10 protein-coding genes and 1 pseudogene are annotated in these 13,432 nt (G+C 54.7%); 9 read left to right on the top strand and 2 right to left on the bottom strand.

All coding sequences use genetic code 11. The features are described from left to right. From PAT3040_RS39145 to bcp, 4 genes are all read left to right on the top strand, one after another. A partial coding sequence (locus PAT3040_RS39145) for an MMPL family transporter (protein WP_258235225.1) occupies nt 1–1,550 on the top strand: 1,550 nt, incomplete at its 5' end. A gap of 179 nt (nt 1,551–1,729) precedes the next feature. Then, nucleotides 1,730–2,836 (top strand): asparaginase, encoded by a 1,107-nt coding sequence (locus PAT3040_RS29490; RefSeq protein ID WP_108995498.1) that lies wholly within the window; start codon nt 1,730–1,732, stop codon nt 2,834–2,836. After that, the gene (locus PAT3040_RS29485; protein WP_108995497.1) at nt 2,826–3,548 is read left to right on the top strand and encodes a VOC family protein; all 723 of its coding nucleotides are present in this window, start codon (nt 2,826–2,828) and stop codon (nt 3,546–3,548) included. The genes PAT3040_RS29490 and PAT3040_RS29485 overlap by 11 nt, the downstream gene beginning before the upstream one ends. Before the next feature lie 78 nt (nt 3,549–3,626). After that, entirely contained in the window at nt 3,627–4,097 is a 471-nt protein-coding gene (gene bcp, locus PAT3040_RS29480) for a thioredoxin-dependent thiol peroxidase (protein ID WP_108995496.1), read from the top strand. A 255-nt stretch (nt 4,098–4,352) separates the two neighbouring features. Here the strand turns inward: bcp and PAT3040_RS29475 are convergent, their stop codons facing one another. After that, nucleotides 4,353–6,215, bottom strand: coding sequence for an LTA synthase family protein (locus PAT3040_RS29475; protein WP_087571371.1), 1,863 nt, complete (start codon nt 6,213–6,215; stop codon nt 4,353–4,355). A 286-nt stretch (nt 6,216–6,501) separates the two neighbouring features. On the opposite strand from PAT3040_RS29475, the gene PAT3040_RS29470 reads away from it, so the two are divergent. The 5 genes from PAT3040_RS29470 to PAT3040_RS29445 all read left to right on the top strand — a co-directional run bounded on the left by PAT3040_RS29470 (nt 6,502) and on the right by PAT3040_RS29445 (nt 12,475). Continuing rightward, nucleotides 6,502–7,473, top strand: coding sequence for a M15 family metallopeptidase (locus tag PAT3040_RS29470; protein ID WP_108995495.1), 972 nt, complete (start codon nt 6,502–6,504; stop codon nt 7,471–7,473). Between the two features lie 114 nt (nt 7,474–7,587). Then, nucleotides 7,588–9,036, top strand: a complete 1,449-nt coding sequence (gene cls / locus PAT3040_RS29465) for a cardiolipin synthase (RefSeq protein ID WP_108995494.1) — start codon at nt 7,588–7,590, stop codon at nt 9,034–9,036. A 1,019-nt stretch (nt 9,037–10,055) separates the two neighbouring features. Further along, nucleotides 10,056–10,442, top strand: coding sequence for a Fur family transcriptional regulator (locus tag PAT3040_RS29455; protein ID WP_087571375.1), 387 nt, complete (start codon nt 10,056–10,058; stop codon nt 10,440–10,442). Further along, complete coding sequence (locus PAT3040_RS29450; protein WP_108995492.1) at nt 10,427–11,254, top strand: winged helix-turn-helix transcriptional regulator; 828 nt, start codon at nt 10,427–10,429, stop codon at nt 11,252–11,254. Before PAT3040_RS29455 ends, PAT3040_RS29450 begins: the two co-directional genes overlap by 16 nt. Nucleotides 11,255–11,485: 231 nt before the next feature. Beyond that, complete coding sequence (locus PAT3040_RS29445; protein WP_108995491.1) at nt 11,486–12,475, top strand: aldo/keto reductase; 990 nt, start codon at nt 11,486–11,488, stop codon at nt 12,473–12,475. Nucleotides 12,476–12,572: 97 nt separating this feature from the next. Here the strand turns inward: PAT3040_RS29445 and PAT3040_RS29440 are convergent. Then, nucleotides 12,573–13,432, bottom strand: a pseudogene (locus PAT3040_RS29440) (BclA C-terminal domain-containing protein); the annotation flags it as partial.

Genomic DNA, 13,432 nt, shown 5'->3' with positions numbered 1-13,432 from the left:
AAGACGGCTCGGCTGGCGCCCGGGAGCTGACGGCGGGCTTGGAACAAGCGCGGGCGAGCGCCCAAGAGCTGGCTGCGGCCCATGCGCAGCTGTTAAGCGGCTATGAAGGCATAGGCGGCGGCTTGTCAGGGCTGAGCGCTGGCTACGAGGCTGTTGCCGACCAAAGCGGTAAGCTGGCGGAAGGGCTCTCTGGCGTATCTGGCGGCTTGAACGCTCTTGGCGACAAATATCCAGAGCTAAAGGAAGACCCGGCGTATCAAGAGACGCTGCTTGCGGTAGCGGGCTTGCAGCAAGGTGCGGTACAGCTTGGAGCCGGCCTTAAGGAGTTGAACGCCCAACTTGCAGGCGTGGCGGGCGGTATGACGCAGGCAAACGCAGGCTACAAGCAAGCTGCCGACGGCCAGGCGGCGCTTGCGGCCGGACTCGGCGAATTGGCGAAAGGCATTGCGGAGCTGCAAGGCGGCATCGCACAGGCGGCAGCGGGCCAAGGCGCCATCGTGGACCAAATCCCGGGCGTGACGCAAGGGCTCGGCGAGCTGGCATCCGGCCAGCAGGAACTGCAAGCGGGTTTTGCTTCGCTAAACGATCAGCTTGGCGAACTAACGAGCGGTCTCGACCAGAGCGTCGACGGCTTGACGCAAGTGACGGACGGCCTGGCTTCGGCGGGCGGCTATCTGCAAAGCCTGGCAGGCGCTCCCGACAAGGAGCTGACGGGCTGGTACATCCCGCAGGAAGCGATCGACGACGAGCAATTCCAATCGTCGCTGGATGTGTATATGTCGCCGGATCGGATGACGGCGAAGTTCGATGTTATTTTCGACAGCAATCCGTATTCGGAGGCAACCATGGCCGAGATTCCGGCGCTGGAAGCGGCCGTCGATCGTGCGCTGCGGGGTACGGCTTTTGAGGAAGCGGTGACCGCCATCGGCGGCGTAACGAGCATGAACCACGATCTCGACACGATCTCGAACGCGGACTATTCGCGGACCGTCGTCCTGATGCTGGTCGGCATTACGCTTATTCTCATCGTGCTTTTCCGTTCCATAGTAATCCCGGCATACGTCGTGTTATCGCTGATCGTTACGTATTATACGTCCCTGGCGATTACGGAGCTTATATTCGTTCGTATATTCGACTTGTCCGGCATCAGCTGGGCCGTGCCGTTTTTCGGCTTCGTCCTGCTTGTCGCGCTTGGCGTCGATTACAGTATCTTCCTGATGGACCGGTTCCGCGAATTCCGCCATCTGGAGCCGAAGCAAGCCATCTTGGAAGCGATGAAGAACATGGGTGGAGTCATTATGTCGGCAGCCGTTATTTTGGGCGGAACATTTGCGGCTATGCTGCCTTCGGGCGTTATGTCGCTGCTCCAGATCGCGACGATGGTCTTGTGCGGGTTGTTCCTGTACGCGCTCGTCATGCTGCCGCTGTTTATTCCGGTCATGGTCCGAGTTTTCGGAGAAGCCAACTGGTGGCCGTTCATGAGGAACGACAAGGAAGCCGGATACAGTCTGCGCGAGAAGGAAGCGTTTGTTCATAGCCACAAGGAATAGTAATGCGTCAATGATAAGCGGTCGCCCTGAATGATCGGGGCGGCCGCTTTGGCGTGCCTCCCGCTCGCTCTTGACGGGCATTCTGTACCCTTGGCTGCTTAGACAAAGCGGCAGCAGGAGTAGTAAGATAGGAGCAGGGGCAAGCTTCACAGGTAAGGTTGAGGAAGGAGGCTGCTTGCATGAAGCGGATATTGGTTATATTTACAGGAGGGACGATCGGCAGCAAGGCGGAGGGAAAATCCATCAACGTACACGACTCCGGTTCCTATGCGCTGCTGGAGGCCTACCGCAATACGGATGAGGTCCGGAAAGATGTCGAGCTGTCAACGCTCGAACCTCTTAATTTGCTCAGCGAGAACCTGACGACGGAAGATTGGCGGACGTTGGCCGTTGCCATTCGGAACGCCGATCCAGGCTCGTACGACGGTCTCATCGTGACGCATGGTTCGGATACGCTGGCTTATTCGGCCGCGATGTTCAGCTACTTGTTTGCCGGGGGCGGCGTGCCGATCGTGTTTACCGCAAGCAATTATCCTATTGCGGATCGGCGGGCTAACGGACTGCGCAATTTGGCGGGGGCCATCGACTTCGTCGTGGAAGAAGCGTTGCCCGGCGTATTCGCCGTCTACGAGAACGATCGGGGAGAGATGCTCGTCTATCTCGGCACGAGGCTTGCGCAATGCGAGTCGTTTACGGATCAATTCCGCAGCCCGTACGATCTGCCTTACGGCGTAATGGAAAAACGGCGGTTCGTATGGCGGGATGACGTAAGAAATCCTCGACCGGATACGCTGCTGGGAAGATTGAAGGTTGAGCTATCGGCTCCGCTTCCATGGGAGCCGGAGAATCTGAGCTTGGACGATTCCGTCTTGTACATACGTCCTTATCCGGGCTTGAACTATTCGCTGTACGATTGGAGCGGCCGGAAACCCAGCGCTATACTGCACGATCTTCATCACTCCGGCACGGCGACGGCTCTGCCCGGCGGTCCTTATTCGCTGCCCGCTTTTATCGAGCGTTGCAAAGCGCACGGGATCGATGTGTACATGAGCCCGCTTAAGGACGCCTCGGCCGCGCTCTACGCCTCGTCGCACGCGTTGATCGAAGCGGGGGGCGTGTTCCTCGAGGGGATCGGGATGGAAGCGGCTCTGACGAAGCTGATTGCCGTCTATGGCCTTGCGTCGAACGCGGAGCAAGCGCGGACATGGATGACGGAAGCGACATTTGCTTACGAGAAAATGGGCTCCGGCGTCGATTCGGAAGGGGCGGGGACGGATGAAAATTAAGGAAGCGACTTTTTTGACGAAGGAGCCGCTTGGGCTGCTGCCCTTCTATCGGGATGGGCTTCGGTTTCCTGTGGTGACGGCTGAGGAAGACCAGTTAGTCGTCCAGGCGGGAGATACGGCACTGCGTTTCGTTCGGTGGGAGCTGGGAGCCTCGGAGGAGGAAGCGGAAAGTCGTCTGGTACGAAGCTACGAAGGGCAGTCCACTCCTTATTACCACTTCGCGTTCAACATACCGGAGAATAAGCTGGACGAGGCGAAGGGCTGGATCGAGACCGTTACGGAGCTAGGGATGGAGGCGGGCCGGGATATTTCCCGGAGCGAGGCCTGGAACTCGGATTCCGTCTACTTTATGGACCCGGCGGGCAATATTTTGGAGCTGATCGCAAGGCATACGATGGACAATGGCATTCAGCGTCCTTTTGATCCAGATCGGGATCTTCAATGTCTCAGTGAAATCGGATTGCCAACCCGCAACGTGGCTTATGCGGTCGACCACTTGGAGGCCATAGGCATCGGGAGCTATCAAGGAAGGAATGACAGCTTTAACCCTGTGGGCGACGAAGAGGGCATGTTCATTGTCGTCCAGCCGGGAAGACGTTGGCACTTCACTAACCTGACGGCGGAGTGTTACCCCTTCGAGGTGTTTGTTGAAGGAGTCGGCAAGCTTTTTCTCGCGGAGGACGAGCAGGGTTTGAAGCTGCAGCGCAATTAAGATCAAGCGGCGAGAACACCCGCAGGATGCTTCGCGCTCTTGCGGTTTCTATACAATTACACTAAGGAGGCGGAACTTATGAGTAACGGTATTGTTAGAGTTGGAGAGCTGGTGCCTAATTTTAATCTGCTCGCATCGAACGGGCAGGAGGTATCGCCGGAGGACTATCGCGGCAAGAAGCTTGTCATCTACTTCTATCCGAAGGACATGACACCTGGCTGTACGGCGGAATCCTGCGACTTCCGGGATTACAATGGAGAGTTCGCGGAGCATAACGCGGAAGTGATCGGCATTAGCCCCGATGATTTAACGTCGCACGAGCAATTCGTATCGGAGCATAATCTGCCGTTTCTCCTGCTGTCCGACACAAATCATGGCGTGGCCGAGCTGTTCGGCGTATGGAAGGAGCTCAGCTGGGGCGGCAAGACGTTCCTCGGCGTGGAGCGTTCGACGTTCCTGATCGACGAGGAAGGCAAGCTCATCCGCGAATGGCGCGCCGTCAGCGTCGAGGGCCATGTACAAGAGGTGCTTGAAGCGGTAAAAGGCTAACTTAACTTTACGTTCGCTCGAAAAGCCTCGCTAGCGCAGGCGTAGGCCGGCGACACCGACGTAATCGCCGGAAAAGCCCCGCAAGCGGAGCCGTAGGTCGTCGACACCGACGTAATCGCCGAAAAAGCCCCGCAAGCGGAGCCGTAAGTCGGCGACACCGACTTGCAGGCCGAAAACGCCGCGCTAGCGCAACATGCGCAAACAACAGAGCCCTGCCTCCAAGTGGAGGCAGGGCTCTGTATGCTTATGCGAGATTTATTTTTTCTTCCAGTTCGGCAGAGACTGCACGAAGCTGTCGGACAAATTAAGCAGCTCCAGCGCACGGTCGAATTCCTCTTCGGTCGATTGCTGCTCGTTATTGCCGTTACCCGCGAGCGGGTAATGCTTGCCGTCGTTGAAGCCGCTGCCGGACATAAACAGCTCTTCGCTGCTTAAGAAGGAGCCGGACGGCAAATAATAACGTTGAGGAAGAATGTTGTACGATTGATTGAACAAGTCCTGGCCGAAATGCATCTGATTATCCAGCGGCAGACCAAGCAGGTTGGCGATCGTCGGCAAGATGTCGACTTGTCCGCCAAGCTGGTCATACGTAGCTGGCGCTTCGTCGCCCGGATTAACGACGACAAGCGGTATGTTGATCATATCGGTATACGTGTACTCGCGGCCGTAAATTTCGGCCATCAGGTCCTTCTCGCCGTTGTCGAGCGAGTAGATCGGCAAGCCGAGATGGTCGCCGTACAGCACGATCAGGCTGTTGTCCCAGATGCCGCGAGCCTTCAAGTCGTCGATGAATTCGCCCAGCGCATGGTCCGCATAGTTTTGCGACTCGATATAGTCGCCCACCAGCGTGCCGTCGAAGCGGTCGGGCAGGTCGATCAGACGTTTCTCCTGCGGAATCGTGTAAGGATGATGCGCCGTCATGGAGATGATCTGCGTGTAAAACGGCTTGCCGCTCGCGTTCATGCGGTCAAGCTCTTCGATAGACTTCTTATACAGCATTTCATCGGAGGCGCCGAAGAAGATCGCATCCTCCGTTCCAAAAAATTCGGCGTCGTAATAACGATCGAAGCCGATAGCCTTATACAGCTCGGCGCGGTTCCAAAACTCTACGACGTTCGTATGGAACGTAGCCGTATCGTAGCCGACCGACTTCACTAGCTTCGGCAGACTAGGAAGCTCCTTGCCCGCATACACTTGCGTCGCGGCACCCCGCGGAGGAATGTACAGCGACGTATTGACGACGAACTCCGCATCCGACGTATTGCCTTGGCCGACTTGCTGGTAGAAGTGGGAGAAGTAGCTGTTCTCTTTCACCAGCTTGTTCAGATTAGGCGTAATTTCTTGACCCTCGATGGACAGGCCCACCAGGAAGTTCTGCATGGATTCCATCTGAAGAATGATCAGGTTTTTGCCTTCCGCCGATCCGAACAGCTTAGGTTCAGCGGGCGGTTGGACGTTCTTTACATTCTGAATCTTCTCTTGCGTAATTTCGGAAGAATCGACATACTGGATTTCTTTGTTAGCCAGAATACGGTAAGCTTCGTAATTAAGAATGCCCATTTGCTCAGCCTTGACGATTTCGTTCATGCTGGCGCTGTTTGGCAGGACGTTGAACAAGCAAAGCGCCAATGATACGGACAGCACGGCGATCATGACTCTCTTATTCTCCTTGCGAGTGAAGGCTTTCTTAACTTCCTTCGCCTTCCGGCGGAAGAACAGCAGACCGATCATCAGGACAACGTCGATGTAGATCAGCAAATATTGAGGATCCATCAGCGAGAACACGCTGTTCTTTACTGCGGTTACCTGATTGACCTGCTGCAGGGCCGAATAATCGACGATAACGCCGTAATACTTGTAATACATAATGACAGCAAATAGAATAGAAGTCATGGCAAGGTTTGCGATTAAGTAATACGTGAACTTGCGCTTGCTTGCGAACCATTCGATCAGGCTAAAGACGATCAGCACAAAAGGAACTTCCTTAAGAAGGGTTGTCCAGGACGCACCGTCCGGGAAGACGACTGTCCATGCTAAAAAGCTTTTGAGTAGCAGGATGAACGAGAAAAACAATATAGGACGAGTACCGAGCAATCGTCCAGATGCTAGAGTTGACATTAGGAAAGCACCCCTACCTTTCACAGCACAAACAGGCTTATCTCTATCTCTCTTCGAGGAAGCCGCTTTGCTTTTTTTCTTTGAATTATAGGAAAGTATGAGTTTTCTACATACCTAACCTATAATCCTCAATGAAACGCGCTGCGCAGCCGAAGACGGCGACAGCCGTTCACCTTGGCATTAAGAGAATATTAGTATACTTATTGTAAAGACATTATCATTATGCTCCTTTCTTACACCAAAAGTCAAAAGGCAAAACAGCCCTTAAACTGCAGGAGGAACGAAAATGAGGAAGAAAAAGCCATTTTTGGCGATTGTTTTGACAGGATTTCTATTAGCTGGAGGTTACTTCGTAGCACAGGAATACGGACTATTCGATCCTGCAAGCGGAGCCGCACAGCCGCCCAAGCTGGCTGAGGGCATAGATGATGGAGACGGCCAGGCGGGCGGGGAGCTCGAAGGGGATGTGCCTGGAGCTGGAAACTCCAATACCGGCGGCGGCATCAGCGTGCCGGATCCGGACGGGGGATCGGACAACAAATCAACGGACAAGCCTGCCGAGACGAACAAACCGAAGCCGACTTCAACAACGACCCCGGGAACCGGAAATACACCCGGAGCCAGCGGCGAAGAAGGTATTTCCCGCGGAGAAAACGGAGATATCGCCGTCATCGCGGAGCCGCATAGCGCCACTGCGTTGGTGAACCCGTTCAACAAGCTGCCGGAGGATTACGAGCCGGACGACCTGGTGTACCCTGATGTGAAGTTTATCTTCTCGGAGAAGGTGGAGAAGCGGATGCTTCGGAAGGAAGCCGCCGAGGCGCTCGAGAAGCTGTTCGCCGGAGCGGAAGAGGATGGCATCTATCTGGCCGGCGTATCGGCGTATCGTTCCCACGCGACACAGACGAAGCTGTTCGATCGGTACGTGAAGAGAGACGGCTACGAGAAGGCGAGAACGTACAGCGCTCTCCCGGGTACAAGCGAACATGAGACGGGGCTCGCCGTAGACTTGTCAGGAAGCGACGGCTCTTGCGCGGCAGCCGACTGCTTCGGAGATACAAAGGAAGCGGCATGGCTGGCGAAGCATGCTTCGGAATACGGATTTATCATCAGGTATCCGAAGGGCAAGGACGAAATTACGGGCTACCAGTACGAACCGTGGCATCTTCGTTATGTAGGAGCTGAGCTTGCAGGCGAGCTCGCTTCATCCGGGATGACCTTGGAAGAGTATTATAATGCGGTTCCGGTAACACAATAAGGCTGGAATCCTCCTGCTGTCAGTCCAATAAGGCGCATGACGGAACGGTGATCCGCGCAGGATTCAGCGTTCGAAACGTTAGAAGACAGCGATGCGAAAGGCGTGGATGTCCCCATGAATTTGCTGCAAAACTTATCATTCGTCATCATTCTATTAAATATTTTCCTCGCGATCACGGTGATCTTTCTGGAACGGCGCAATGCCAGCTCGACTTGGGCATGGCTCATGGTTCTGTTCTTTATTCCCGTGCTCGGTTTCGTGATGTATTTGATTCTGGGACAGAAGGTGCGCAAGCGGCAGTTAACCAAATTGCTCGGAGAGAACCGTCGCATTATCGAGGAGGCGCTGGAGAAGCAAAGCATTATGCTGGAGCGCAGAGAGATGTTTCCCGAGGGCAGCGAAATGGCCAAGTACCAGGATATGATGTACATGAATTTGACGACAAGCTATGCACTGTACACGAACAACAACGAGATCGAGATCTTTACGGACGGCAACCGGAAGTTCGATGAACTGCTGGCCGATATCGAGAATGCCGAACATCATATCCATCTCGTCTACTACATCGTAAGGGATGACGCGCTTGGCCGCCGGCTGATGGACGCGCTTGTGCGGAAGGCTTCGCAAGGCGTTGAGATTCGGTTTCTGTACGACCAGATCGGCAGTCTGGCATTGCCGAGAAAATATTTTCGGGAGCTTCGGGCAGTAGGGGGCAAAGAGGCAGCGTTTTTCCCATCGCGGATTCCCTTCCTTAATTTAAAGATCAACTACCGCAATCATCGCAAGCTGGCGATCATCGACGGCAGGATTGGTTATATCGGCGGCTTTAATATCGGGAACGAGTATTTGGGGTTGAATAAACATTTCGGCGCATGGCGGGATACGCATCTTAAGGTGCAGGGCGGGGCGGTGCTGCAGATGCAGGCCCAGTTCCTGATGGATTGGAATCTGGCGGTCGCGACCAAGATGCCTCTGGGACCGGCATACTTCCCTTACCCGGACAACGTCAACGGCATAATCGGCATGCAGCTTGTGGCAAGCGGACCGGATACCGAGTATCAGGAAATCAAGAACGCCTATATCAAAATGATCTACTCCGCCAAACATACCATCTGCCTGCAGACGCCATATTTTGTACCGGATGAAAGTCTCATGACCGCGCTGCGCATCGCAGCTTTGTCCGGCGTCAGCGTGAACATCATGCTGCCGAGCAAGCCCGATCACTTCTTCGTGTATTGGGCGACGCAATCGTTTCTGGGGGATTTGCTGGAGAGCGGAGTTAGGGTGTACCTGTACAAGGAGGGTTTCCTGCATGCGAAGACGCTCGTCGTCGATCGCATGGTCGCATCCGTAGGGACGGCCAATCTGGATATTCGCAGCTTCAAGCTGAATTTCGAGATAAATGCCTTTATCTATGACGAAGACACGGCAGCCGAGCTTGCAGACATCTTCTTGGAGGATTCGGAAAATTCTTTCGAGCTGACGATGGAGCGTTATAACCGCAGACCGCTGTTCAACCGGTTCAAGGAATCGGTATCGCGCCTGCTCAGCCCCATCTTGTAAGTGCGAATTTAGGCAAAATGAAAGGGATTCCGCTTGTCCTGTGGCAACCGGAATCCCTTCACTTTCTGATGTGACAACTATTCAATTTATTCTAACGCTCCAATCCATGGCTTCCTCAATTTCTCTTGAACGCCATCCTTTCGGTAAGTATTTCATATCCAACAACTCTTAAAGGCTGACGTCCCGTTCTCGTCAATCGCTCTTCTGCCCACATGCCCCGGCATCGATCTTCGATACCTCACTTCGTAAGGCATGCTTCGCTAACGTGCTTCAATGGACTATCCCCTCTCGTGTAGGATGGCTTTAGTATAACCCATTATTTTAATTTTGTAAATATTCAGATTATTTAATTATGTAAAAAGTTTATGCTGTTTAAGGCGATAAGGTTTAAAAAGATCATTTCTATTGGTGATGATGTCTACCCTATGCTTACGAAGTGGCGTTTCTTTGCAAAGCTGGCGGTCGTTCATCCCCGGGAGGCCGAGGCTAGAGTTTCTCTCATAGTTTCGAAGTTGGGTTCGAAGAATATGAGGCGTATGTCCGACTGATGTGCCGAATATAGTCGAAATATCCACCATACTGCGTGTCAGAGTGATGTGCCGAATATAGATGAAAAATCCACCATAATGAGCGTGTGTCGGACTGAGGTGCCGAATATAGATGAAAAATCCATCATAATGAGCCATGTGTCGGGCTACTGAGTCGAATATAGATGAAAAATCCACCATAATGAGCCGCGTGTCGGAGTGATGTGACGAATATAGATGAAAAATCCACAATAATGAGCGTGTGTCGGGCTGATGAGCTGAATATAGATGAAAAATCCACCGTAATGAGCCATGTGTTGGGCTGATGAGCCGAATATAGATGAAAAATCCACCATAATGAGCGTGGACCAGCCTAATGTGCCAGATGTGCATAATATAGCAGAAGAACCATTAAAGGTGCATAGTCATTGCTAATTCATCGTTTTATATTTATACTTAGTCTAAAATCATAAAAGGCGGCATAAACCGACCATGGTGAAATTAAACTTGACGATACAACGGAAAGCGATCTACGAGGTTGTTCAAGGATCGCATGATCATCCTACTGCGGCGGACGTAATCGAGAGACTGCGGAGCAAAGGCTTTAACTTCGCCTATGGCACCGTCTATAACTCTCTGCGCTATCTGGCCGATGTGGGTCTGATCAGAGAGCTGAAGCTAGGTGAAGCGGTCAGCCGATATGATGCACGAACCGAAGATCACCAGCATATCGTCTGCACGAAATGCGGGCGTGTCGGCGAGGTGCTGACGGAGCTGCCTGCGAGCTGGGTCTCGACTGTGGCGGACGAAACGAAATTCGTGATTGAGCACGCGCACGTCGTGCTGGAAGGAGTGTGCGAGACATGCGCGAAGAGCTAGCCATAACGGATTTCACGGAAGGCGTATTGTGTTCCCTTACGAAGCGGGTTATGCTGATCAGCCCGTTGCCGGATCGCGTTCGCAGTCTGCTTGTAAAGCTGTCGGGCGACTGCTTCGACGTCTTCTCGCTTCACGAGTTTACGGCAGGGCTTCTGCCTGCGCTGCAGCCGGAGCTGCTCGTCTACGACGCGCTGCCAATCGACAAATCAGCATCCTATGCTTCCTCGCATACGCTGCAAGGGGGCGCTGAGCTTCTGCAGACGGCGAGAACGCACGGAGTGCCCGTACTGGTGCTGCTGAACGGCGAAGCCTACGAGGCACGAGGCAACGCGGAGCTGTCGGGCGCGGAGCTTCTCGTTTGGCCTTCCGATCCGGAGGCGGCGTTGTCCCGCATTAACCGGATGCTGGAGGAACGGCCGGCAAGCGCGTTGGTCGCGGCAGGATCCGCTGTCGCAGGCATGGAAGCCGGGAACCCTGCCGACGTACTCAGGAACGACGAGGATCTCCGAACGTTCAAGGATATCCAGATCGATCTGCGACGGATGAGAGTAACGCGCGGTGGACAGCGGATCGAGCTGACGAAGACGGAATACGATTTGCTGCTGCATTTTGTATCGTCGGATGGGTCCGTACTGACTCGCGAGAATCTGCTCGATACCGTATGGGGCATGCAATTTTACGGCGGCAGCAATGTGGTAGACGTTCATATCAAGAGTCTGCGCAAGAAGCTTAAGGACAGCGCGGTATCGCCCCGATATATCGTTACGGTTCGCGGGGCGGGTTATCGGCTCGCAGACGATCATCTGCAATAAGAAGAGTAGTCGTGTTGCGATTACTGGCGACCTTGGGCCATTAGGCTGTTGAACGTCTAGCGGCTCTTGGCGCAAGGCAAAATAGTGTCGGGAAGATTGACAGGCAACTGGTCAATCTTCTGTCAGATGCGGGGAGTCGCAGTGAAAGCGGATTCGAGGATTTGCTTGCAAGCCATCGCAAGGGTAAACTAAATGGAGTGTCACATCATCTCCTGTAGGGGGTACATTGCGATGAATTACCGGGCATTAGGCTCATCCGATATGCAAGTTAGCGAGATCAGCTTCGGCACCTGGGCGATCGGCGGCTCCTGGGGCAGCAAGGACGACGCGGATTCTCTGCGCGCGCTGGAGGCGGCAATTGATGCCGGCGTCAACTTCTTCGATACGGCAGATGTGTACGGAGACGGTCACAGCGAGCGGTTGCTGTCACAAGCGACCAAGGGCAAGGAAGAGCAAATCTACATAGCGACCAAGTTTTGCAGAGCGGGGGACATCCACGATCCGGCCACATATTCGGAGGAATCCGTACGCGCTTACCTGGAAGGCAGCCTGTCAAGACTGGGACGCGAGCGAATCGATCTGTATCAGATTCATTGTCCGCCCCTGTCAATCTTGAAGGAAGGCAGCGTCTTCGGCGTTTTGGACAAGCTCAAGGAAGAAGGCAAGATAAGGGAATACGGCGTTAGCGTCGAGTCTGTGGAGGAAGGTTTGTTCTGTCTGGAACAGCCGGGCGTCCGAGCGCTTCAAGTCATTTTCAACCTGTTCCGTCAAAAACCTGCAGAGCGCCTTCTGGGCGAAGCGCAGGAAAAAGGCGTCGGCATTCTGGTCCGGCTCCCGCTGGCAAGCGGTCTCTTGACGGGCAAGTTTGCCGCGGAATCCGCGGCGGCGTTCGAAGAGAACGATCATCGCCGCTTCAACGAAAACGGCGAGTCGTTTAACGTGGGCGAGACGTTTGCGGGACTGGGTTTCGCCAAGGGCGTCGAGCTTGCGGAGCAGCTGCGCTGGATCGAGGTAGGCCGCGACAATATGGCGCGAGCGTCACTGCGCTGGCTGCTCGACCACGAGGCGATCACCTGCGTCATCCCTGGCTTCAAAAATGTCCGTCAAGTGCAAGACAATCTCTCCGCGCTCCATGTTCAGCCGTTCTCTGACGATGAGATGGACCGGGTTCGCGCATTCTACAAGGATCATGTGCATGCGCATATCCGAGGTTCTTACTGAATGGAGTTTTTGATGGGAACAAGGAAACAAGCTGATATCGATGGGGATCGATTCCAGCTTGTTTCTTGGCGGTTTCCTTCATCGTGTTATTGTTCCATTATGCGTCTAATTTTTTGATGACGACGGAAGCGTTAACGTTAATCTCCGTTCCGCCTGCGAGCGTTTGAAGAGTGACGGCCGCGGCGGAAGTGTGATTGTGCAAGGTAAGAGTGTCACCAGCCGCAATGGTAATGATGGCCTGCCCGAAGTTTTGCTGCGTGCCGGCACCGGAACCGTAAACCGTATTGGTAACAGGGACACCGTTCAAAAACAGCGTGAATTGGTTAGGTTCAACGCCGGACACAGAGAACGTAACTTCATAATCTCCCGGTGTTGCAATGCCAATATCGGAGGTTCCGGGTGCATGCGTGATTCCAGGCGTAGTCACGCCTGTTGTGCTGAATAGGATCGGAGCGTCTATCGCTATGACTTGGGCCCCAACATTATAAATATACGCGTACTCAGCAATTCCGCTTCCTGTAGCGCCAGTTGCACCAGTTGACCCCGTAGCACCATCGGCGCCAGTCGGCCCAGCAGGCCCTGTAGCGCCATCGGCACCAGTCGCACCCGTGGCTCCTGTTGCGCCGTCAGCGCCGGTCGGCCCAGCAGGTCCCGTGGCGCCATCGGCGCCAGTCGGCCCAGCAGACCCTGTAGCGCCATCGGCGCCGGTCGACCCAGCAGGCCCTGTAGCGCCATCGGAGCCGGTCGGCCCAGCAGGTCCCGTGGCGCCATCGGCGCCAGTCGAACCCGCGGCTCCTGTAGCGCCATCAGCGCCGGTCGGCCCAGTGGGTCCCGTAGCGCCAGCGGGTCCCGTAGCACCGTCGGCGCCAGTCGGCCCAGCGGGTCCTGTAGCGCCGTCGTCGCCGGTCGGCCCAGTGAGTCCCGTAGCACCATCGGCGCCAGTCGGCCCAGTGGGTC

The organism is Paenibacillus agaridevorans, assembly GCF_003112455.1.
Classification (GTDB): domain Bacteria; phylum Bacillota; class Bacilli; order Paenibacillales; family Paenibacillaceae; genus Pristimantibacillus; species Pristimantibacillus agaridevorans.
This window is presented reverse-complemented; position numbering and strand designations above follow the sequence as displayed.

Coding starts and splice junctions, on each gene's coding strand:
- PAT3040_RS29490 (WP_108995498.1), top strand. CDS start 1,730: ATGAAGCGGATATTGGTTATATTTACAGGAGGGACGATCGGCAGCAAG.
- PAT3040_RS29485 (WP_108995497.1), top strand. CDS start 2,826: ATGAAAATTAAGGAAGCGACTTTTTTGACGAAGGAGCCGCTTGGGCTG.
- bcp (WP_108995496.1), top strand. CDS start 3,627: ATGAGTAACGGTATTGTTAGAGTTGGAGAGCTGGTGCCTAATTTTAAT.
- PAT3040_RS29475 (WP_087571371.1), bottom strand. CDS start 6,215: ATGTCAACTCTAGCATCTGGACGATTGCTCGGTACTCGTCCTATATTG.
- PAT3040_RS29470 (WP_108995495.1), top strand. CDS start 6,502: ATGAGGAAGAAAAAGCCATTTTTGGCGATTGTTTTGACAGGATTTCTA.
- cls (WP_108995494.1), top strand. CDS start 7,588: ATGAATTTGCTGCAAAACTTATCATTCGTCATCATTCTATTAAATATT.
- PAT3040_RS29455 (WP_087571375.1), top strand. CDS start 10,056: ATGGTGAAATTAAACTTGACGATACAACGGAAAGCGATCTACGAGGTT.
- PAT3040_RS29450 (WP_108995492.1), top strand. CDS start 10,427: ATGCGCGAAGAGCTAGCCATAACGGATTTCACGGAAGGCGTATTGTGT.
- PAT3040_RS29445 (WP_108995491.1), top strand. CDS start 11,486: ATGAATTACCGGGCATTAGGCTCATCCGATATGCAAGTTAGCGAGATC.